At 75.3% G+C, this 18,611-nt stretch carries 21 protein-coding genes; 10 read left to right on the top strand and 11 right to left on the bottom strand.

Annotation, left to right across the window (positions count from 1 at the left end):
• The first annotated feature begins 31 nt into the window (after nucleotides 1-31).
• On the top strand, nucleotides 32-196 hold the full coding sequence (locus tag E1O70_RS19930; RefSeq protein ID WP_157464303.1) for a hypothetical protein: 165 nt from the start codon (nucleotides 32-34) through the stop codon (nucleotides 194-196).
• A 95-nt stretch (nucleotides 197-291) separates the two neighbouring features.
• On the opposite strand, the gene ilvA is transcribed toward E1O70_RS19930, so the two are convergent.
• The 3 genes from ilvA to E1O70_RS13475 form a co-directional block, all read right to left on the bottom strand.
• A complete protein-coding gene (gene ilvA / locus E1O70_RS13465) occupies nucleotides 292-1,557 on the bottom strand; it encodes a threonine ammonia-lyase (RefSeq protein ID WP_061267453.1) in 1,266 nt (421 codons plus the stop codon).
• Nucleotides 1,554-2,864 carry an AI-2E family transporter gene (locus E1O70_RS13470; RefSeq protein ID WP_081600043.1) on the bottom strand — a complete coding sequence of 437 codons (1,311 nt, stop codon included), beginning with the start codon at nucleotides 2,862-2,864 and terminating at the stop codon, nucleotides 1,554-1,556. The genes ilvA and E1O70_RS13470 overlap by 4 nt, the downstream gene beginning before the upstream one ends.
• Nucleotides 2,865-2,943: 79 nt before the next feature.
• On the bottom strand, nucleotides 2,944-4,185 hold the full coding sequence (locus E1O70_RS13475) for a cystathionine gamma-synthase (protein ID WP_061267452.1): 1,242 nt from the start codon (nucleotides 4,183-4,185) through the stop codon (nucleotides 2,944-2,946).
• Nucleotides 4,186-4,392: 207 nt separating this feature from the next.
• Here E1O70_RS13475 and E1O70_RS13480 point away from each other — a divergent pair, with 207 nt between their 5' ends.
• The 4 genes from E1O70_RS13480 (at nucleotide 4,393) to E1O70_RS13495 (ending at nucleotide 7,916) form a co-directional block, all read left to right on the top strand.
• Nucleotides 4,393-5,187: an SDR family NAD(P)-dependent oxidoreductase gene (locus tag E1O70_RS13480; protein WP_061267450.1), complete on the top strand. Its 795-nt coding sequence runs from the start codon at nucleotides 4,393-4,395 to the stop codon at nucleotides 5,185-5,187.
• Between the two features lie 145 nt (nucleotides 5,188-5,332).
• A complete protein-coding gene (gene msrA / locus E1O70_RS13485) occupies nucleotides 5,333-6,007 on the top strand; it encodes a peptide-methionine (S)-S-oxide reductase MsrA (protein ID WP_034653375.1) in 675 nt (224 codons plus the stop codon).
• Between the two features lie 135 nt (nucleotides 6,008-6,142).
• On the top strand, nucleotides 6,143-6,979 hold the full coding sequence (locus tag E1O70_RS13490; protein ID WP_061267449.1) for an aldo/keto reductase: 837 nt from the start codon (nucleotides 6,143-6,145) through the stop codon (nucleotides 6,977-6,979).
• A 109-nt stretch (nucleotides 6,980-7,088) separates the two neighbouring features.
• Nucleotides 7,089-7,916 carry a CPBP family intramembrane glutamic endopeptidase gene (locus E1O70_RS13495; RefSeq protein ID WP_034653394.1) on the top strand — a complete coding sequence of 276 codons (828 nt, stop codon included), beginning with the start codon at nucleotides 7,089-7,091 and terminating at the stop codon, nucleotides 7,914-7,916.
• A 21-nt stretch (nucleotides 7,917-7,937) separates the two neighbouring features.
• Here E1O70_RS13495 and E1O70_RS13500 read toward each other — a convergent pair whose 3' ends face one another.
• The 5 genes from E1O70_RS13500 to E1O70_RS13520 form a co-directional block, all read right to left on the bottom strand.
• Complete coding sequence (locus E1O70_RS13500) at nucleotides 7,938-8,765, bottom strand: phosphatase PAP2 family protein (RefSeq protein ID WP_061267448.1); 828 nt, start codon at nucleotides 8,763-8,765, stop codon at nucleotides 7,938-7,940.
• A gap of 134 nt (nucleotides 8,766-8,899) precedes the next feature.
• Nucleotides 8,900-9,571, bottom strand: a complete 672-nt coding sequence (locus tag E1O70_RS13505; protein WP_061267447.1) for an SRPBCC family protein — start codon at nucleotides 9,569-9,571, stop codon at nucleotides 8,900-8,902.
• On the bottom strand, nucleotides 9,568-9,960 hold the full coding sequence (locus tag E1O70_RS13510; RefSeq protein ID WP_061267446.1) for an ArsR/SmtB family transcription factor: 393 nt from the start codon (nucleotides 9,958-9,960) through the stop codon (nucleotides 9,568-9,570). The genes E1O70_RS13505 and E1O70_RS13510 overlap by 4 nt, the downstream gene beginning before the upstream one ends.
• 38 nt (nucleotides 9,961-9,998) lie before the next feature.
• Entirely contained in the window at nucleotides 9,999-10,574 is a 576-nt protein-coding gene (locus E1O70_RS13515) for a hypothetical protein (protein ID WP_061267445.1), read from the bottom strand.
• Nucleotides 10,571-11,479 carry a LysR substrate-binding domain-containing protein gene (locus E1O70_RS13520; RefSeq protein ID WP_128957440.1) on the bottom strand — a complete coding sequence of 303 codons (909 nt, stop codon included), beginning with the start codon at nucleotides 11,477-11,479 and terminating at the stop codon, nucleotides 10,571-10,573. Before E1O70_RS13520 ends, E1O70_RS13515 begins: the two co-directional genes overlap by 4 nt.
• A 144-nt stretch (nucleotides 11,480-11,623) precedes the next feature.
• On the opposite strand from E1O70_RS13520, the gene E1O70_RS13525 reads away from it, so the two are divergent.
• Nucleotides 11,624-12,004 (top strand): DUF5997 family protein, encoded by a 381-nt coding sequence (locus E1O70_RS13525; protein ID WP_034650386.1) that lies wholly within the window; start codon nucleotides 11,624-11,626, stop codon nucleotides 12,002-12,004.
• A gap of 43 nt (nucleotides 12,005-12,047) precedes the next feature.
• Here E1O70_RS13525 and E1O70_RS13530 read toward each other — a convergent pair whose 3' ends face one another.
• Nucleotides 12,048-12,461, bottom strand: coding sequence for an Rdx family protein (locus E1O70_RS13530; protein ID WP_318280482.1), 414 nt, complete (start codon nucleotides 12,459-12,461; stop codon nucleotides 12,048-12,050).
• Between E1O70_RS13530 and E1O70_RS13535 the strand changes: the two genes are divergently transcribed.
• Nucleotides 12,372-13,772 carry a recombinase family protein gene (locus E1O70_RS13535; RefSeq protein WP_061269413.1) on the top strand — a complete coding sequence of 467 codons (1,401 nt, stop codon included), beginning with the start codon at nucleotides 12,372-12,374 and terminating at the stop codon, nucleotides 13,770-13,772. The genes E1O70_RS13530 and E1O70_RS13535 overlap by 90 nt on opposite strands.
• Nucleotides 13,773-13,869: 97 nt before the next feature.
• On the opposite strand, the gene E1O70_RS13540 is transcribed toward E1O70_RS13535, so the two are convergent.
• On the bottom strand, nucleotides 13,870-15,264 hold the full coding sequence (locus E1O70_RS13540) for a DUF2252 domain-containing protein (protein ID WP_205688654.1): 1,395 nt from the start codon (nucleotides 15,262-15,264) through the stop codon (nucleotides 13,870-13,872).
• Between the two features lie 88 nt (nucleotides 15,265-15,352).
• On the opposite strand from E1O70_RS13540, the gene E1O70_RS13545 reads away from it, so the two are divergent.
• Nucleotides 15,353-16,534, top strand: a complete 1,182-nt coding sequence (locus E1O70_RS13545) for a class I SAM-dependent methyltransferase (RefSeq protein WP_061269412.1) — start codon at nucleotides 15,353-15,355, stop codon at nucleotides 16,532-16,534.
• Nucleotides 16,535-16,590: 56 nt separating this feature from the next.
• Here the strand turns inward: E1O70_RS13545 and E1O70_RS13550 are convergent, their stop codons facing one another.
• A complete protein-coding gene (locus tag E1O70_RS13550) occupies nucleotides 16,591-17,001 on the bottom strand; it encodes an FKBP-type peptidyl-prolyl cis-trans isomerase (protein WP_009864026.1) in 411 nt (136 codons plus the stop codon).
• 136 nt (nucleotides 17,002-17,137) lie between these two features.
• On the opposite strand from E1O70_RS13550, the gene E1O70_RS13555 reads away from it, so the two are divergent.
• Complete coding sequence (locus E1O70_RS13555; RefSeq protein ID WP_061269411.1) at nucleotides 17,138-18,016, top strand: alpha/beta fold hydrolase; 879 nt, start codon at nucleotides 17,138-17,140, stop codon at nucleotides 18,014-18,016.
• The gene (locus E1O70_RS13560) at nucleotides 18,009-18,608 is read left to right on the top strand and encodes a TetR/AcrR family transcriptional regulator (RefSeq protein ID WP_061269410.1); all 600 of its coding nucleotides are present in this window, start codon (nucleotides 18,009-18,011) and stop codon (nucleotides 18,606-18,608) included. Before E1O70_RS13555 ends, E1O70_RS13560 begins: the two co-directional genes overlap by 8 nt.
• The last annotated feature ends 3 nt before the right edge of the window (nucleotides 18,609-18,611 follow it).

The following is an 18,611-nucleotide window of genomic DNA, read 5'->3' on the forward strand; positions in this document are numbered from 1 at the left end:
GCAGGAGGAGCTGGAACGGCTCGGATGGCGGGTGATCGTGCTGTTCGCGTACGACGTCCTCGGCCGCTGGCCCTCGACCGAGGGCCGGATTCTGCACGCCTTCGTCGACCGCGGCGCGCGCCCGGAAGAGCTCCCGGACGCTCCCGACCCGGCCACGCGCCCGCGCGTCGTCACCCCGGCGCACCGGACCACCTGACTGTCGGCCGCCGGCCGAGAGGCGGGTGAGCGAGACGTGAGAAGTGAGAAGTGGCCCCTCCGGCACGCGCGGGAGGGGCCACTTCTCGCTCCTCGTCAGACGCGCGGCGACCCGCCGTCGCTGCGCTCGACGCGGTAGCCCGCGGAGCGCAGGTGCGCGACGAGCTCTTCGCAGTGCTCGGGCCCCTTGGTCTCGACCTGCATGCGCACCCACGCCTCGCCGATCGCGAGGCCCACGTCGGTGCGGTCGTGGTCGATGTGCATGATGTTGCCGCGCCTCGCCGCGACCGCCTCGAGCATGCGCGCGAGGGCGCCGGGGCGGTCGTCGAGCAGCACCTGGAGCTGGATGTACCGGCCCGCGGCGGCGAGGCCGTGCCGCACGACCCGCAGCAGCACGAGCGGGTCGACGTTCCCTCCGGACAGCACGACGACGACCGGTCCCTCGACCGGGTCCGCCGCGCCCGCGTCGACCGCGGCCGTCCCGGACAGGAGCGCCGCGACGCCGGTCGCGGCGGCGGGCTCCACGAGCAGCTTCGCACGCTCGGCGACCATGAGCAGGGACCGGGAGATCTCCTCCTCGGTCACGGTGCGCACCTCGACGCCGTGGTGCGCGACGATCCCGAACGGCACCGCACCCGGGGTCCCGACCGCGATGCCGTCGGCCATCGTCCCGGCGAGCCGGGCCGTCGTCGGCTCTCCTGCGGCGAGCGAGCCCGGGTAGGCCGCGGCACGCTCCGCCTGCACCCCGATGACGCGCACGTGCGGCGCGGCCTGGGCGAACGCCGCGGCGAGCCCGGCGACGAGGCCGCCGCCTCCGAGCGGGGCGACGACGGTCCGGACGTCGGGCACCTGCTCGAGGATCTCGAGCGCGATGGTCGCCTGACCCGCGACGACGTCGGGGTGGTCGAACGGGTGGATGAACACGGCGCCCGTGCGGTCGGCCTCGGGGCGCGCGGCGGCGAGCGTCTCGTCCACGTCGGCGCCGACGAGCCGGACCTCGGCGCCGTACTGGCGCGTCGCCGCGACCTTGGGGAGCGCGGCGTCGACCGGCATGTACACGACGGCCCGGATGCCGAGCAGGCCCGCGGCGAACGCGACGCCCTGCGCGTGGTTGCCCGCGCTCGCCGCGACGACGCCGCGCGCCTTCTCGTCGACGCTCAGGCGCGCCATGCGCACGTAGTCGCCGCGGACCTTGAACGACCCCGCGCGCTGGAGGTTCTCGCACTTGAGCAGGACCCGGACGCCAGCCGCCTCGCTGATCGCCCGGGTGGTGTGCACCGGCGTGCGGTACGCGACGCCGTCGAGCAGGCGGGCGGCGTCGCGGACGTCGTCGAGCGGGACGGGCACGGGACCTGAGGTCACCGCGCCTCTCCCGGTGTGCCCTCGCCCGGTGCGTCGGCGACGCCGGCGTCCTGCGTCTCGACGACCGCCGAGCCGCCGGCGTCGTGCGCCCGGCGACCGGGGCGGCGGGCGCCCGTGTCGTCGAGGTCGGACTCGGCGCGCGCGATGACGGGCGGCTGCGGGCTGCCGCGCACGACGACGCGGTCGTCGGTGCCGAGCTCGGGGAACTTGTCGTGGCCGTGCAGGTAGAGCACCACCGTGTTGAGCACCGCGGCGATCGGGACCGCGAACAGCGCGCCGACGATGCCCGCGGCGAAGCTACCGGCCGCGACGACGAGCAGGACGGCGACGGGGTGCAGCGAGACCGCGTGCCCCATGAGGAAGGGCTGGAGGATGTGGCCCTCGATCTGCTGCACGAGCAGCACGATGCCGAGCATGACGAGCGCCTGCACCCAGCCCTGCGCGACGAGCACGACGAGCACCGCGATGGACCCGGTGACGATGGCACCGACGATCGGGATGAACGACCCGACGAAGACGAGGATGCCGAGCGGCAGCGCGAGCGACGGCACGAAGAACGCGGCGCCGACGCCGATGCCGACCGCGTCGACGGCGGCGACGAGGATCTGGGTGCGCGTGTACGCGGCGAGCGTCACGATGCCGCGACGGCCGGCCTGGTGCACGCGGTCGCGGGCGCGCAGCGGGAGCAGCCCCACGACCCACGACCAGATCGAGCGCCCGTCGAGCAGGAAGAAGAACGTGCAGAACAGGGCGATGAGGGCCCCGGCGAGCACGTGGCCGATGGTCGTCGCCGCGCCCAGCGCGCCCGAGACGATCGAGTCCTGGTTCTCGGAGACCGCGGTCCCCGCCTGGTCGAGCCAGTGCGAGAGCGTGGTGGAGTCGAGGCCGAGGGGGCCGTCGGCGAGCCAGTTCGTGAACTGCTCGAAGCCCTCGACGGCCTGGTCGCGCAGGTCCTGGAAGCCGCTGACGATCTGCTGCCCCGCGATGGCGATGAGCCCCGCGACCACGACGATGAGCGCGATGAGCGCGGCGCCCGACGCGAGGCCGCGCGACATGCGCAGGTGCCGCCGGAAGAACCGCTGGACCGGCGTGAGGAGCACGGTGAGCAGCAGCGCCACCGCGATCGGCACGACGATCACCTTGAGCTGCGTCACGACCCACAGCCCGGCCGCGATCGCCGCGCCGATGAGCAGCAGGCGCCACGACCACGCGGCGGCCGAGCGCACGGCGTCGGGCACGGCCGCTGCGCCGGGACGCGCGGGAGGAAGCGGGTCGGGGGTGCGGTGCTGGTCCGTCTGCGCGCTCACAGCGCAACCCTAGGGGAGCGGCCCCCGCCGCGCGCCCCTGCGCACGGCGAGCCCGCGCGGTGTGCGCAGGATCTCCCCGTCAGGCGAGCGCCTGCCCGAGGTCGGCGAGGAGATCCTCGACGTCCTCGATGCCGACGGACAGCCGGACGAGGTCGTCGGGGACCTCGAGCGCCGTGCCCGCGACGGAGCCGTGCGTCATGCGGCCGGGGTGCTCGACGAGCGACTCGACCCCGCCCAGCGACTCCGCGAGCGTGAACACCCGGGTGCGCGCGCACACGTCGAGCGCCTTGGCCTCGCTGCCCACGCGGAACGAGACCATGCCGCCGAACCCGGACATCTGACGCGCGGCGAGCTCGTGGCCCGGGTGCGACGCGAGGCCCGGGTAGATCACCTCGGTCACGGCCGGGTGCGCGTCGAGGAACTCCGCGACCGCGGCCGCGTTCGCCTGGTGGCGGTCCATGCGCACCGCGAGCGTCTTCAGCCCGCGCAGCGTGAGCCACGCGTCGAACGGCCCGGCGACGGCGCCCGACGCGTTCTGGTGGAAGCCCACCGCCCCCGCGACGTCCGTGCCGCCCGCGGGCGACGCGAGCCCGCCGGGGAGCTGCGCGCCCGTCGCCACGACGAGCGCTCCCCCGACGACGTCGCTGTGGCCCCCGACGTACTTCGTGGTCGAGTGCACGACGACGTCCGCCCCCAGCGCGAGCGGCTGCTGGAGGTAGGGGGTCGCGAACGTGTTGTCGACGACGAGCAGCGCCCCGGCCTCGTGCGCGACGCCCGCGAGCGCCGCGACGTCGCTCACGCCGAGCAGCGGGTTCGTCGGGGTCTCGACCCAGACGACGCGCGTCTCGGGGCGCACTGCCGCGCGCACGGCCTCGACGTCCGTGAGGTCGACGGGCGTGTGCTCGACGCCCCACGGCCCGAACACCCGGGCGATGAGGCGGTAGGTGCCGCCGTACGCGTCGTCGGGCACGATCACGTGGTCCCCGGGGCGCACGACGGCGCGCAGCAGCGTGTCCTCGGCCGCGAGGCCGGACGCGAAGGCGAACCCGCGCGCGGCGGGCGACCCGTCCGCCGTCGGGCGCAGGCCGCCGGACTCCGCGGCCGCGAGCGCCTCCTCGAGGGCGGTGCGCGTCGGGTTCGCGGAGCGCGAGTACTCGTAGCCGCCGCGCAGCCCGCCGACGCCGTCCTGCTTGTACGTCGAGACCTGGTGGATCGGCGGCACGACGGCGCCGGTCGTCGCGTCCGGGTCCTGGCCCGCGTGGATCGCGCGCGTGGAGAAGCCGGTGGTGGTCCAGTCGGGGTGCTCGCTCGGGGTGGTCACCCGACCAGCCTAGGCGCACCCCCTGCGCCGAGCAGGCGGTCCTGGTCCGTCCCGCTACCCGGACGAGCCAGGACCACCTGCTCGGCGGCGGCCGTGGCGACGGCGGCCATGGCGAGGGCGGTGGGGCGGTGGCGGCCGCGACCGCCGCGGGCCACGGTAGGGAGGCGGGCGGCGACCGTCGTCCGACGACCCGGAAGGAGCCCGCGCATGAGGATCGACCTGGACGGCAGGAGGGCGCTCGTCACCGGCTCGGCGCAGGGGATCGGGCTCGCGATCTCGCGCACGCTCGCGGCGTGCGGCGCGGCGGTCGTCGTCAACGGGCGCTCCGAGGAGACGGCGCAGCGGGCTTCCGCCGACGTGCGCGAGCACGTGCCCGGGGCGGACGTGCTGGGCGTGGCCGCCGACCTCGCGACCGACGAGGGGACGGCGGCCGTGCTCGACGCCGTGCCGCACGTCGACGTGCTGGTGAACAACCTCGGCATCTTCTCGAGCGCGGACCCGCTCGCGATCGACGACGCAACGTGGCGCCGCTACTTCGAGGTGAACGTCCTCGCGGGCGTGCGGCTCACGCGCGCGTACCTGCCGGGGATGACGGAGCGCGGCTGGGGCCGGGTGCAGTTCGTCGGGAGCGACTCGGCGGTCGTGATCCCGGCCGAGATGATCCACTACGGCGTGACGAAGACGGCGCTGCTCGGCGTCTCGCGCGGGTTCGCCAAGGCGGCGGCGGGCACGGGTGTCACGGTGAACAGCGTGCTCGCCGGGCCCACGCACACGGGCGGGGTGGAGGCGTTCGCGCGCGAGCTCGTCGGCGACGACCTGCCGTGGGACGAGGCGCAGCGCGTGTTCATGCGCGAGCACCGCCCGCAGTCGCTGCTCCAGCGCCTCATCGAGCCGGAGGAGATCGCGCACATGGTCGCCTACCTCGCGTCACCGCTCGCGTCGGCGACGACCGGCGCCGCGGTGCGCGTCGACGGCGGGTACATCGACTCGATCGTCCCGTGAGAGGCTCGGGCCGGACACGCGCCCGGCCCCCCGGTCGCGGCACGTCCGCGGAACACCGACCGCCCCCGCCGCGTTCTACCCCGTGCCAGGACGATGCGTCGTGGGCCAGCGCCCCGGTCGTCCGGGCACCCTCAGGAGGTAAGCGATGAACTCGATCTTCGACGCGATCTTCGGCTCGTCCGGCAAGACGACGATGATCGCCCCCGAGGACGCGCTGCCCGGGCGCCAGTCGCCCGTGCTGCAGGCGCCGCGTCCCCACACCGTGCTCGGCACCTCGATCACCGGCCCGTGGCCCGAGGGCACCCGCGTGCTCTACCTGGCGATGGGCTGCTTCTGGGGCGCCGAGGAGATCTTCTGGCAGGTCCCCGGGGTGGTGAGCACCGCCGTCGGCTACATGGGCGGCACGACGCCGAACCCCACCTACGAGGAGGCGTGCACCGCGCGGACCGGCCACACCGAGACGGCGCTCGTCGCGTACGACCCGACGAAGGTCTCCGAGGAGGAGCTGCTCAAGATCTTCTGGGAGCGCCACGACCCGACGCAGGGCTACCGCCAGGGCAACGACGTCGGCACCCAGTACCGGTCCGCCGTGTACTGGACGACGCCCGAGCAGGAGCGAGCCGTCCGTGAGACGGCGGCGCGCTACTCCGCGGTGCTCGAGGCCAAGGGGTACGACCCGGTGACGACGGAGATGCGCCCCGCGGCCGAGGCCGGGCCGTTCTACTACGCCGAGGACTACCACCAGCAGTACCTCGACAAGAACCCGAACGGCTACCGCTGCCACGCGACCACGGGGGTCCCGTTCCCGAGCGCCGCGTAGCACCCGCCGAGAGGTGAGAAGTGGCCCCTGGTCCCGCCGGACCAGGGGCCACTTCTCGCATCTCGCCCGCGCGACGTCCCGCTGCCGCGTCCCGCCGAGGTGCGGGGCCGCCGGGGTCGCCCGCACGATGGGCCCATGACGATCCCCACCCTCGCGGCGCAGGACGGCACGACGATCCCCGCGATCGGCCTCGGCACCTACCGGCTCCAGGGCGAGGAGGGCGCGGACGCCGTCGCGCGCGCGATCGACGCGGGGTACCGGCTCGTCGACTCCGCGTTCAGCTACGAGAACGAGGGCGCCGTGGGCGCGGCGGTGCGCCGCTCGGGCGTCGCGCGCGAGGACGTGCTCGTGACGTCGAAGCTCCCCGGGCGCCACCACGCGCACGACGACGCCGTCCGGACGGTCGAGGAGTCGGTGCTGCGCACGGGCCTGGACTACCTCGATCTGTACCTCGTGCACTGGCCCAACCCGCGCGTGGGCCGGTACGTCGAGGCGTACGAGGCGCTCGTGGAGTGCCGCGACCGGGGCCTGGTCCGGCACGTCGGCGTCTCGAACTTCCTGCCCGAGCACCTGGACGCGGTGATCGCGGCGACGGGCGTGACGCCCGTCGTGAACCAGGTCGAGCTGCACCCGTACTTCCCGCAGCCGCTCCAGCGTGCGGCGGACGCGGAGCGCGGCGTCGTCACGGAGGCGTGGAGCCCGATCGGACGCGCGAACGACCTGCTCCGGGACCCGGTCGTCACGCAGGTCGCGGCCGCGCACGGCGTCTCCCCGGTGCAGGCGATCCTGCGCTGGCACGTGCAGCTCGGTGTCGTGCCGCTGCCGAAGGCGTCGTCGCCGGAGCGTCAGCGCGAGAACCTCGACGTGTTCTCGTTCGAGCTGACCACGCACGAGATGAACGCCCTGACCGGGCTCGCCCGGGCGGACGGGCGCACGAACGGCCAGGACCCGGCGGTGTACGAGGAGCTGTAGCGCCGGGGCTCGCACGGCCCGGTCGCGGCCCGGTCCCGGCGCGGCGGCGCGCGCCCCCGCCCGCCGGTCGTGGCACCGTGTGCGCGTGACCTCCGCCGCGCTCAGCCCGCTGCCCGACGCCGCCCGCCCGCCCTGGGCGGTCGGGTCGCCCCTGCGGCTGCTCGCCGCGGTCCTCGTGTCCGGCTCCGCGGTGCTGCTCTTCGCGGTCCACGCGCGCCCGCTCGGGTACGTCCCGCTCGTCCTCGGGGTCGCGCTCGGGCTGCTCGTAGACCGGCGCCTCGGCCGTGACCTCGCGCTGGTCGGCGTCGGGATGGGGATCATCTCGACCATCTCGCTGAAGGCCGACCTGTCCGACGCCGGCATGGTGCGCTTCGCCGTCGTGCTCTCCCTCGCGGTGCTCGTCCCGTGGGCGCTGTCCCGCTTCGTCTTCCGCGAGGACGCCGTCACGTTCCCCGTCGCGACGGGGCGCCGCTGGACGCGGGGGCAGGTCGTGTACCTGGTCGTGGTCGTCGTGGCGGGCTACCTGATCCTGCCGTTCTACTTCATCGGGTCGGGCGCGTACCTCAACTGGCCGCCGATCACGGGCGGCGCGGAGATCGCGCGCCTGTTCGTCGGCGTCAACGCGGTGGGCATCTGGGACGAGCTGTTCTTCGTGTGCGTGGTCTTCGCGCTGTACCGCGAGCACTTCGGGGTGTGGACGGCGAACCTGCTGCAGGCGACGGTCTTCGTGTCGTTCCTCTGGGAGCTCGGCTACCGCGAGTGGGGCCCGCTGCTCACCGTGCCGTTCGCGCTCGTCCAGGGCTGGATCTTCTCCTGGAGCAAGTCGCTCACGTACGTCGTGGCCGTCCACCTGCTGTTCGACGTCGTGGTGTTCGCCGTGCTGGTGCACGCCCACCACCCGGAGCTGTTCGACGTCTTCGTCACCGCGCCGCGCTGACGGCGCCGCCCGCGGGCGGGGTCAGGACGGTCGGGCGAGCAGCACGCGGCGCACCCCGTCGACGCGGCACGCCGCCGCGACGGCCGCCGTGGCGGGACCGGCGAGCACCGTCACCGCCGCCACGACCACGGCGACGCCCACGGCCGCGCCGGCCACGACGTCGTGCGGGAAGTGCACGCCCTGGGCGACGCGGGCCGCCGCGACCGCCACGGCCAGCAGGGCCGGCACGACGACCCACACCGCGAGGTCGCGCGTACGGGAGCGGGTCGCGTGCCGCGCCGGCACGGCGCCGGGGACCCGCACGGCCGGCGCGCCGGCGAGGACGACGGCGGTCGCGAGGGCGAACGCGATCGCGGTGTGGTTGCTCGGGAACGACCAGTCGCCCGCCGCGGGGCAGTGCGCGACCTCGACCAGCTCCCAGCAGCCGCGCGGCTGCCGCACGAGCGACTTCACGGCCTCGCTCGCGGCGTAGGCGGCGACGGCGCCCACGCCGGCGACGAGCGTCGTCGCGACCGCGGGCGGGCCGCCCCGACGCGAGCGCCAGGCCACGAGCGCGCACCAGGCCACGAGCACGAGCACGCCGCCCTCGGCGACGAGCTCCGTCCCGGGGAGGTCGGCCGTGCGCGCCGTGACGGCGAGGTAGAGGGACTCGCTCGGGCCGCGCAGCATCCGGGCGACGAGGACGACGAGCGCCGCCCCGACGAGCCACGACAGCGCCACGAGCGCCTGCCCCGCCAGCCCGGACGACGGCTCGGGGGCCGTGGGTCCGGCCGGCGCGCCGTCGCTCTCGTCACGCGTCGGGGCGGCGTCGGGCAGGGTCGTGGTGCGGGACGAATCGGGCGAAGTCATCGGACGAGGGTATGCCGGGTGAACCACGGGTGAACATCCGCCCCGCGGCGGACGTCCGCCGCGGGGCGTCCCCCCAGGGCGGTACCTCGCGGGACCGCCGGTGCGACCCGCGACCGGCGACCGCGGGGGCGGCCCTACCGGGTGCCCGGGCCGTCCTCGGCGGGGACGTCGTCCGCAGGGACGTAGAACGCCGTCGTGGCGGCGACGCGGGCGGCGACGTCGTCCGCGTCGAGCCCGTCGGCCGCGGCGAGCGCCGCTCCCCACGCCTCGCTGCTCGCGACGTTGAACGCGCGCAGCTCGGGGCTCGCGAGGACGGCCTCGGGGTCGAGCGTCGCCCCGCCGTCGAGGTGCAGCCCGAGGCCCAGCAGCGCGCCGTCCCACCCGACGCCGACGGCGCCCGGGCCGAACTGGTCCCACATCTCCGGCGGCACGACGGCGGTGTGCTCGAGCGTGAGCGTCGTGCCGCCGTCGGGCGCGGGCGCGAGCCGGACCTCGACGACGGACGTGTCCTCCGGCGTCGGCGGGCCCATGACCCACGTGAGCCGCAGGAGCCGCGGGGCCTCGCACGCGCGGATCTCGCCGCCGGCGTTGCCCTCGACCTGGTAGGTGCCGCCCACCCGGAGGTCGCCCGTCACGGGCAGGAACCAGCGCGGGATGCGCTCGGGGTCGGTGACGGCGTCCCACACGTCCTCGACGTCGGCCGGGTAGGTGCGCTCGAGGGTGACGACCCGTGCCGCACCGGCGGGCAGGTCTCCCGTCCCGACGGTGCGCCGCGCGGCCTCGAGCTCGGCGATGAAGTCCTTCATGCTGTCCTCCTGGTGGTGTCGGTGGGGCGCTCGTCGTCCTCGTCGGCGCCGGCTGCCGTCGCCCGACGGCGCTCGCGGGCACCCCGGGCGAGCTCGGTCCCGAGCGCGTCCAGCCGCTGCTCCCAGAACCGGCGCAGGCCCGCGGTCCAGTCCTCGACCTCGTCGAGGGCGGCCGGGTCGAGCGCGTAGAGGCGCCGGGTCCCGTCCGGACGCACCGACGCGAACCCGCTGGTCCGCAGCACGCGCAGGTGCTGCGACACCGCGGGCTGGCTGATGCCGAACTCCTCCCCCACGCGCGCCGCGATCTCGCCGGCGGGCTGCTCGCCGTGCGCGAGGTGCTCGAGGATCCGGCGACGCACCGGGTCGCCGAGGACGTCGAACGCTTCCATGACCCCATTTTTTAGACTGTGCTTATATAAGTCAAGGCCTATGTTGCGAGCGCGCGTGCCATGACCCGCTGCGGCCCGGCGCTGCCCCCGAGGTACGCGCCGCGGTCGTGCAGCACCGCGCGGGCGTACGCGCGCCGCCCCGCCGCGTTGCGGTCGTTGACCGTGAGGACGAGCGCCCCGTACGGCGCCGTCCGCCCACGCAGCGCCGCGAGCGCCGCGACCGCGCCGGGAAGGTCCCGGACGACGCGCGACCCGACGCCGCCGCCCTGCGCCGCGACGTCGACGAGGAAGCCGCGGAACAGCACGACGTCGTCCGGGGCGACGCCGTCGAGCAGCGCCGCGACCTCGGCCGGGGCGCCGCCGGGGTGCAGCACGCCGAGCGCGACGGGGTCGCCGCCCGGTGGCCGGGCGACCAGCAGGTGCCGTCCCGGGTCGGCGTGGGCCGCGGCGACGACGTCGGCCGCGGGCGGCACGAACTCCTCCTGCCCGGGCCCCAGCCGGAGCCGGAGCGCGGCGGCGAGCAGCCGGCCCCGCTCGTCCGGGGGCACCGCGTCGAGCAGCACGAGCTCGACCGGGCCACCCGGAGCCTGCGGCGCGGGCGACGGAGCCGTCACCGCCGCTTCCCGCCCCGACCGCGGGCGCCCCGGCCCTTCGGCGTTCCGCGGCCCTGCGCGCCGCCCCCGCCGCGCCCGCCGCCCGCTCCCGCACGACCGGTGCCCGCTCCGCCGCGACCCGTGCCCGCTCCCCCGCGGCCCGCGCCACCGCGCGCGTCGCGGTCGCGGCGCTCGCGGGCGGGCGCGGCCTCCTCCGCGGGCGCCGTCGCGCGACGCCCGCGCGAGCTGTTGGCCGTGCGGCCCCGGACGATCCCGACCATCTCCTCGACGAGGTCGTCGTCGCGGTCCGCGACCCACGCGAGCGCGACGGGGGCCGACGGCGCCCCCTCCAGGCGGCGGTAGGTGACGTCCTTGCGGTGGTGCAGGCGCGCGAGCGACTGCGGCACGACCGCCACCCCGACGTTCGCGGCGACCAGCACGACCGCGTCGCCGGTCGTCGCGGGCCGCTCGTCGGCCGGCCGCCCCGGCGGCTGCGGCGCGTCGTCCGCGGCCCCGGCCTCGCCCGCCCACGGCACGACGTCGTCGAGCGGCCGCAGCAGCACGTCGTCGGCGAGGTCGTCGAGCGCGACCGGTTCCTCGGGCTCCAGGGCGGCGAGCAGGTGGTCGCGCGACACGAGCACGACGGGCGCCTCCTCGTAGAGGCGGATCGCGCTCAGCACGTCGCGGTCGACGGGCAGGCGCAGGATCGCGGCGTCGGCCTCGTCGTCGCGCAGCGCCCGCTCCGCGTCGCAGGGCTCGACGGCGACGAGCTCGAGCGGCACGTCGGGGAGGCGCTCGCGCCACGTGCGCACCCACTTGGCCGGGGTCGCGCCGGGGACGTACGCGAGCCGGAACCGGCGGCCGGCCCCGTCGTCCCCGCCGCCGTCGGTCGTTGCCTCGGGAGCCGTGCCCGCGTCGTCGTCCACCCGGACAGCCTAGGCGCGCGGTCCCGCGCGCTCCCGCCCGAGGTGCACCGGGGCCGCCCCGGGTCCGTCGCCGGCCCGCCGGACGCCCGCCGCTCGCCCCGCCGCGGGCCGCCGGCACCCGACCGGCCGACTACCCTGGAGCCCATGACCCCCAAGCAGTCCGCGCAGACCATGAAGCCCGCCACCGCGGCGAAGAAGCTCGGGGTGTACCTGCCCGCCACGCCGCAGGAGTTCCAGGAGGGCACCATCACCCGGGCCCAGCTCGAGGAGATGGAGAAGAACCCGCCCCAGTGGCTCGCGGACCTGCGCCGCAACGGCCCGCACCCGCGGCCCGTCGTCGCGGGCCGGCTCGGCGTCTCGATCTCCGGCCTCACGCGCGGCGGCCTCACCGAGCCGCTGACCACCGACGAGATCGACGCGCTGCGCCAGGACCCGCCGGAGTGGCTGACGGCCGAGCGCGAGGTGCAGAAGAAGGTCCGCGCCGAGGAGGAGCGGCTCGCCGCCGCGCGCGCGAAGAAGGGCTGAGCCGCGCCCTGCGGGCCGCGTCTGCCGGGCGGCCCGACCGGCCTCAGTCCGTGCGCGTCGCGGGGTCCGTCGCGGGGTCCGTCGTGGTGGCCGCGCGGTCGGTGTGGCCGAGCGACAGGTCGGGCGCGACGGCGTCGCGCACCCGGCGCTTGAGGTCCGGGATCTCGGGGAACCCGCCGTCGACGCGGCGGTCCCACAGCAGCACCGGCCCGTCCCCGGCGTCGAGCGTGACGCGGAAGACGCCGTCCGTGCCGGGCACGAGGGCCACCTCGCCCAGCCGCGTGCGGAACGTCTGCAGGAGCTCCTGCGCGACCCACGCCGCGCGCAGCAGCCAGCGGCACTGCCAGCAGTGGTGTAGTGTCTGACTATGCTCTCGGAGGTGGTCGCCTACGCCCGGGTCTCCGACGACAAGGAACGCGAGCAGATAGGCGTAGCAAACCAGATCGCAGAGTTGCAGTCATGGTGCGCCGCGCGCGATTTCGTCATCGTGGAGGAGTTCCTAGACCCCTCCGTGTCGGCTACGTCCGGCAAGGTGCGCCCGGGGTTCGAGGCTCTACTAGCCCGCGCCCCCCGACTCCCCGTGGTCGTGTGGAACCTCGACCGCCTCGCACGCGTGAGCCGCGATATGGAGCGCGTGCTAGGTGCTGAGTTGGTCGTCTACTCCAAGAACACTGGGCATCTGGACCTCTCGACCATCGGTGGTCGGATGGCAGCCCGGATCGTCACCGCCACGGCTACCGCTGAGGTGGAGATCAAGAGCGAGCGCGCCCGCATGGCCAACGCAGCACGAGCGGCTAAGGGGCTCCCCTACTGGCGACGCCGCCCGGTGGGACACAACATGGACGGCACCCTTCACGCGGAGGAGGCGTCGCTCATCAAACGCGCTGTGGAGGACGTACTTGAAGGTGCCTCGCTAGGCAGCATCGCTCGTGCGTGGAACGCGTCTGGGGTCAAGCCGCCTCAAGCGGGTAAGGAATGGAGCAACCTGCGAGTCCGTGAGTTGCTGATCCAACCTCGCATCGCGGGAGTGCTCGTCTATAAGGGTGAGCGGATGCCGAAGAGCAAAGTTGCTCCCATCGTCACGGAAGCCGAATGGCGGGCCGTACAGGGCATCTTGTCCGACCCCTCGCGCAACAACGCGGGAGGCGGTCCGGCCGCAACCCTGCTCACCGGTATTGCCCTGTGCGGGCTTTGCGGCAACGGCAACACCATGCACGGCACGTCTGCCTACCTCGGGCGCGGAGACAAGCGCGAGTTGGTGAAGACCTACCGCTGTCACAGCGCGTCCCACAACCGCCACATCCGCGAATACGTGGACGGCTACGTTGTAGATCAGACCCTCTTGTTCCTCACGTCTCAGGACGCTCCGCAGGTGCTGGAGGACACGCAAGCCGCCAAGGAAGCCGCTGCAAAGGCAGCAGACCTCCGGGAGCGTCTGGCGGAGTATGAAGCGCTCTCAGGGCAACTGAGGGCAGCGGAGTACCTGAGGATCACTGCACCCATGCGCACGGAGCTGGAAGCCGCAGAGGAAGCCATGCGCAAGAGCAACCGGGCAGCGGTGTTCGCTGGGCTGGTAGAGCCGGGTATGGGCAAGTGGAACGCACTCCTCGGGCTCGCAGAGGCACACGAGAAGTGGCAAGCACTCTCCATGGACCGCAAGCGCGCGATCATTGACGCTACGTGGAAGGTCACCCTCCTACCGCGTACTCCGCAAGATCGCTGGGACGCGGACACGGTCAAGGCTAAGACTGTCCTAGAGCGTCGCTAGACCCCACATACAGCAGAGAAACCCGGACCTCACACTCAGGTACCCGTGCGGGCGGCGGCCCGGCGCGCGGGTGGCCGTCCACCGCCGTCGGACCGGCTCAGACGCCCCGCTCGGCCGGGAGCCGGCCGCTCGTCACGGCGGCCTCGAGCGCGGCGTAGTCCCCCTCGACGACGTCCGCGTACGCGCGCGACCACCGCGCGAGGGACTCGTCGAACACGTCGGAGCGGCCGAGGTAGCCGTGCGCCACGCGCGCGCCCGGCGACTGGCTGTGCGCGCGGGCGAGCACGCGCCCGCACAGCTCCCCGTACCGCACGAACTGCGAGGCCGAGAGCCGGCCGAGCTCGACGGACCCCTTCATGTCGCGGAACTGGCGCCAGTAGAAGTCGACGCGCGGGCGGCCCGTGCGGTCGGGCGCCTCGACGGTCGTCCACCCCAGGAACGGGTCGGACTGCGCCTGCAGGATGCGCTGGGCGGCGACCACCCGGCGGCCCTGCGCGGGCAGGGCCCCGGCGGGCACGAGCCCGGACGGCAGCGCGTCGACCATCCCGCCGTACGTCGCGAGGACCGACGACGTCGCCTCCTTCACCTGCAGCACGAGCGGCTCCCCCGCGGGCCCCTCGAGGAGCACGATGTAGCAGCGCGTCCCGACGCTCCCGACGCCCACGACGCGCAGCACGAAGTCCACGACACTGAACTGGCTCAGCAGGAGCCGGGCGTCGGCGCGCAGCGGCTCGCGGTACGTCTCGAACAGCGTCGTGAGCTCGTCGACGCTCGCGGTGTCCACGTGCTGGGTGACGGGCGGCTGGTCGACGATCCGCGTGCGGCCGTCGGCGGTCCGGCTCGTGATCTTCCGCACCACCTGCTCCGACGTGCGCCGCCGCGCCTTGCGCACGGTCCGCTCGAGCTCCTCGCGCCCGCCGTCGAGCAGCAGGGGCTCGATGACCGCGGTGTCGACGAGGAAGGCGTAGCGCTCCAAGGCGTCGCGCGCGAACGCCTCGGCGAGCGTCTCGCGGTACCCGCGCACCGCGCCGCGCGCGGCGTCCGCGCAGTCGTGCTCGGCCAGGCCCTTGTCCCGCCCGCCCACGTACATGCTCGCCGCGAGGCGCTTGACGTCCCACTCCCACGGGGCGTCCGACGCCTCGTCGAAGTCGTTGAGGTCGAACAGGACCCGCCGCTCGGGCGACGCGAAGAGCCCGAAGTTGGAGACGTGCGCGTCCCCGCACGCGACGACCTGGACGCCGGTCCGGGGGCCGTCGCGCAGGTCGTGGGCCATCGTCGCGGCGGTGCCGCGGTAGAACGCGAAGGGCGACTCGAGCATCCGGCCGATCCGCAGCGGGACCAGGTCCTGGAGCCGGTCGCGGTTCTGCTCCTCGACGATCGCCACCGGGTCGCGCTCCGGCAGCAGCAGCGCGCCCTGCGTGCGGCGCGGCACCCGGTCGCGCAGCGCGCGCCCGACGGCACGGGACTCGACCAGGGTTCGCGGGACGTCCACGGGTGCCTCCTCGCTCTCCGCAGTCGCACAGTAGCGCTCCGCCGGGCGCGCGGCGCGGCGACCACCGGGCGTCGGGGAGACTGGGGCGGTGACGACCTCGCCCGACCTCGCCGCCCTCCTGGAGCGCCTGCGCACCCACGACGTCGGTCCGGACCGGGAGGACGCACCGGTCGCCGTCGACCCGGCCGACCGCCTGCTGCTCGACGAGGCGGCGCCCCTGCTCGCCGGCGTCGCACCGGGGGCCGTGGCCGTCGTCGACGACCGGTACGGCGCCCTCACCCTGGGTGCGGCGCTGCTCACCGGGGCAGGACCCGCCGGGGGGCGCGTGCGCGTCCACCAGGACGCGTGCACCGCGGAGGCGGCGCTCGACGCGAACGCGCGCGCGGTGGGGATGGCGACGGCGTACGACCGCCACGGCCTCGACGCGGCGCTCCTGGCCGGGGCGCGGGTCGTGCTGCTGCGGCTCCCCCGCGGCCTCGCCGCGCTGCGCGACGTCGCAGAGCACGTCGCGCGCGAGGCCAGGCCGGACGTCGTGCTCCTCGGGAGCGCGCGCGTCAAGCACATGACGCGCGCGATGAACGACGTCCTCGCCAAGTCGTTCGGCGAGGTGCGCGCGAGCTTCGCCCGGGGCAAGTCCCGCGTGCTCGTCGCGTCGGCACCCCGGCCGGGGCGCCCGCCGACCTACCCGGTCGTCACCGACCTGGCCGACGTCGGCCTGCGGGTCGCGGCGTTCGGCGCCGCCTTCGCGGGAGCGGGCCTGGACCTCGGCACGCGGTTCCTGCTGGACCGGCTCGGCGCCGACGACGGACCGACCCCCGTCGCGCAGGGTGCGCCGCCGCGCGACGTCGTCGACCTCGGGTGCGGGACGGGCCTGCTCGCCGCGTGGGCGGCCCGGCGCTGGCCCGAGGCGCACGTGGTGGCCGCGGACCGCTCGGACGCCGCCGTCCGCTCGACGGCGCTCACCGCGCGCGAGAACGGCGTCGCCGACCGGGTGCGCACGGTGCGCGACGACGCAGGCGCGACCCTCGCGGACGCGAGCGCCGACGTCGTGCTGCTCAACCCGCCGTTCCACGACGGCGCCGCCGTGCGCACCGACGCGGCGCACCGCATGTTCGTGACCGCGGGGCGGGTGCTGCGACCGGGCGGGGAGCTGTGGTGCGTGTGGAACTCGCACCTGCGGTACCGCCCGGCGCTCGAGCGCGCGGTCGGCCCGACGGCGCAGGTCGCGCGCGACCCGCGCTTCACCGTGACGCGGTCCGTGCGGCGCTGAACGCCGGGTGCCCGTCGTCGGCGAACGCCGACGACGGGCACCCCGCGCTCACGACGTCACTGGACGTCGACGACGTCCACGACGAAGACGAGCGTGTCCGTGCCGCCGATGCCGGCCTGCGGCACGCCGCGCTGGCCGTAGCCGTGCTCCGGCGGGATCGAGAGCAGCACGCGGGAGCCGACGTTCTGGCCCACGAGGCCCTTGTCCCAGCCGCCGATGACGGCGCCGACGCCGATGGGGAAGGCGATGGTGTCGCCGCGGTCGTAGGAGTTGTCGAAGACGTGCCCGCCCCAGGTCTGGCCGAGGTAGTGCACGACGATGTTGCGCCCCGACGTGACGGCCGGGCCGTCGCCCTCGGTGAGCACGACCACCTGCAGACCGCTGGGCGCGTCCGTCTCGGGGAAGGTGAGCGTCGGCTTCTCGCCGAAGGATCCCGAGGCGGTGGGGAGGGTGGGCTGGTCGGTCACGAGGTTGCCTCTCGTCGGGTACAGGAAGGCCCGCGCGGGCGCGGGTCTCCTTACCCTACGCGGGTCGCCCCGACCCGGCCGGGCGCGATCGCCGGAACTCTTGCCCTCGTTGGCTAATGGCATTAGCCTTGCAGCTATGACCACGAGCCAGCAACCGAGCGTGCGCCACCTCGCCCGCGCCGAGGGACGCCTCGCCTACACCGACCAGGGCTCCGGCCCGCTCGTCCTCGCCGCGCCCGGCATGGGCGACCTCCGCGCCACCTACGACGACGTCGTCCCCGACCTCCTCGCCGCGGGCCACCGCGTGGTCGTCATGGACCTGCGCGGCCACGGCGACAGCGACACGACCTTCGCGACGCACGGCGACGAGGCGACCGCGTCCGACTACGTCGCGCTCGTCGAGCACCTGGGCGCCGGCCCGGCCGTCCTGCTGGGCAGCTCCATGGCGGCGTCGGCCGCCGTGGTCGCCGCGGCCCTGCGTCCCGACCTCGTGCGCGGGCTCGTCCTGCTCGACGGGTTCCTGCGCGAGCCGTCGTCCCCCGCGAGGCTCCGCGCGATGCGCGTGCTCTACCGCGTCGCGCTCGCACGACCGTGGGGCGCGGCGTTCTGGGCCTCGTTCTACGGCTCGCTGAACAGGGGCCGCACCCCCGCGCGCCTCGCCGCGCACCAGGCCGCGATCCGCGCCAACCTCTCCGAGCCGGGGCGCCTGCGCTCCTTCCGGGACCTCACCCTCCAGCTCGACCACCGCGTCGTCGAGCCGCGCGTCGCCCAGGTCGAGGCGCCCGTGCTCGCGGTCTACGGCGCGCTCGACCCCGACTACGCCGACCCGGCCGCCGAGGCCGCGTGGGCCGAGCAGGCGCTCGGCGCGACCACGCTCCTGCTGCCCGACGTCGGCCACTACCCCCAGCTCCAGGCGCCCGAGGAGGTCGTGGCCGCGACCCTCGGCTTCCTCTCCGGGCTGCCCGACGCCGACGCGCGCCCGGATGCCGAGCGGTCGGAGGACGCTCGTGGCTAGGGCCGGGCTGTCCCACGACGCCGTCGTCCGGATCGCGCTCGACCTCGTCGACGCCGGCGGCCCGACGGGCTTCGCCGACCTCACGCTCGCCAAGGTCGCCGCGCAGGCAGGCGTCGCGACGCCGAGCCTCTACAAGCACGTCGGCTCGCTCGCCGCGCTGCGCCGCGAGGTCGCGGTCGTCGCCGTCGGGGACTACACGCGCGCCCTCACCGACGCGACGGTCGGCCTCGCCGGGCCCGACGCCGTCGCCGCCCTCGCGCACGCGACCCGGCGGTACGCCCGGGCGCACCCCGGCCGGTACGCGGCCGTGCAGGTCGCCCCCGACCCGGACGACCCCGCGGACGCCGCGCTGTCGGCGGCCGCGGGGCGCAGCGTCCAGGTCGTCGCCGCCGTGCTGCGCGGGTTCGACCTCCCCGAGGACCGCACGGTCGACGCCGTCCGGTCCGTGCGCGCGAGCCTGCACGGCTTCGTCGCGCTCGAGCTCGGCGGCGGCTTCCGCCTGCCCGACGACCTCGACCGCAGCTTCGACCTGCACGTCCGCGCCCTCCTCGCCGGGCTGGCGTCCCTCGCGCGCCCGCCGGCGGGAGCCTGAGGC

Source organism: Cellulosimicrobium funkei (genome assembly GCF_004519295.1).
GTDB lineage: Bacteria > Actinomycetota > Actinomycetes > Actinomycetales > Cellulomonadaceae > Cellulosimicrobium > Cellulosimicrobium funkei.

What these genes read in the sequence shown, in the direction of transcription:
- E1O70_RS13500 (WP_061267448.1), bottom strand. Translation starts at nt 8,765, where the DNA reads ATGACTTCGCCCGATTCGTCCCGCACCACGACCCTGCCCGACGCCGCC.
- E1O70_RS13555 (WP_061269411.1), top strand. Translation starts at nt 17,138, where the DNA reads ATGACCACGAGCCAGCAACCGAGCGTGCGCCACCTCGCCCGCGCCGAG.
- E1O70_RS13535 (WP_061269413.1), top strand. Translation starts at nt 12,372, where the DNA reads ATGCTCTCGGAGGTGGTCGCCTACGCCCGGGTCTCCGACGACAAGGAA.
- msrA (WP_034653375.1), top strand. Translation starts at nt 5,333, where the DNA reads ATGAACTCGATCTTCGACGCGATCTTCGGCTCGTCCGGCAAGACGACG.
- E1O70_RS13480 (WP_061267450.1), top strand. Translation starts at nt 4,393, where the DNA reads ATGAGGATCGACCTGGACGGCAGGAGGGCGCTCGTCACCGGCTCGGCG.
- E1O70_RS13505 (WP_061267447.1), bottom strand. Translation starts at nt 9,571, where the DNA reads ATGAAGGACTTCATCGCCGAGCTCGAGGCCGCGCGGCGCACCGTCGGG.
- E1O70_RS13525 (WP_034650386.1), top strand. Translation starts at nt 11,624, where the DNA reads ATGACCCCCAAGCAGTCCGCGCAGACCATGAAGCCCGCCACCGCGGCG.
- E1O70_RS13510 (WP_061267446.1), bottom strand. Translation starts at nt 9,960, where the DNA reads ATGGAAGCGTTCGACGTCCTCGGCGACCCGGTGCGTCGCCGGATCCTC.
- E1O70_RS13490 (WP_061267449.1), top strand. Translation starts at nt 6,143, where the DNA reads ATGACGATCCCCACCCTCGCGGCGCAGGACGGCACGACGATCCCCGCG.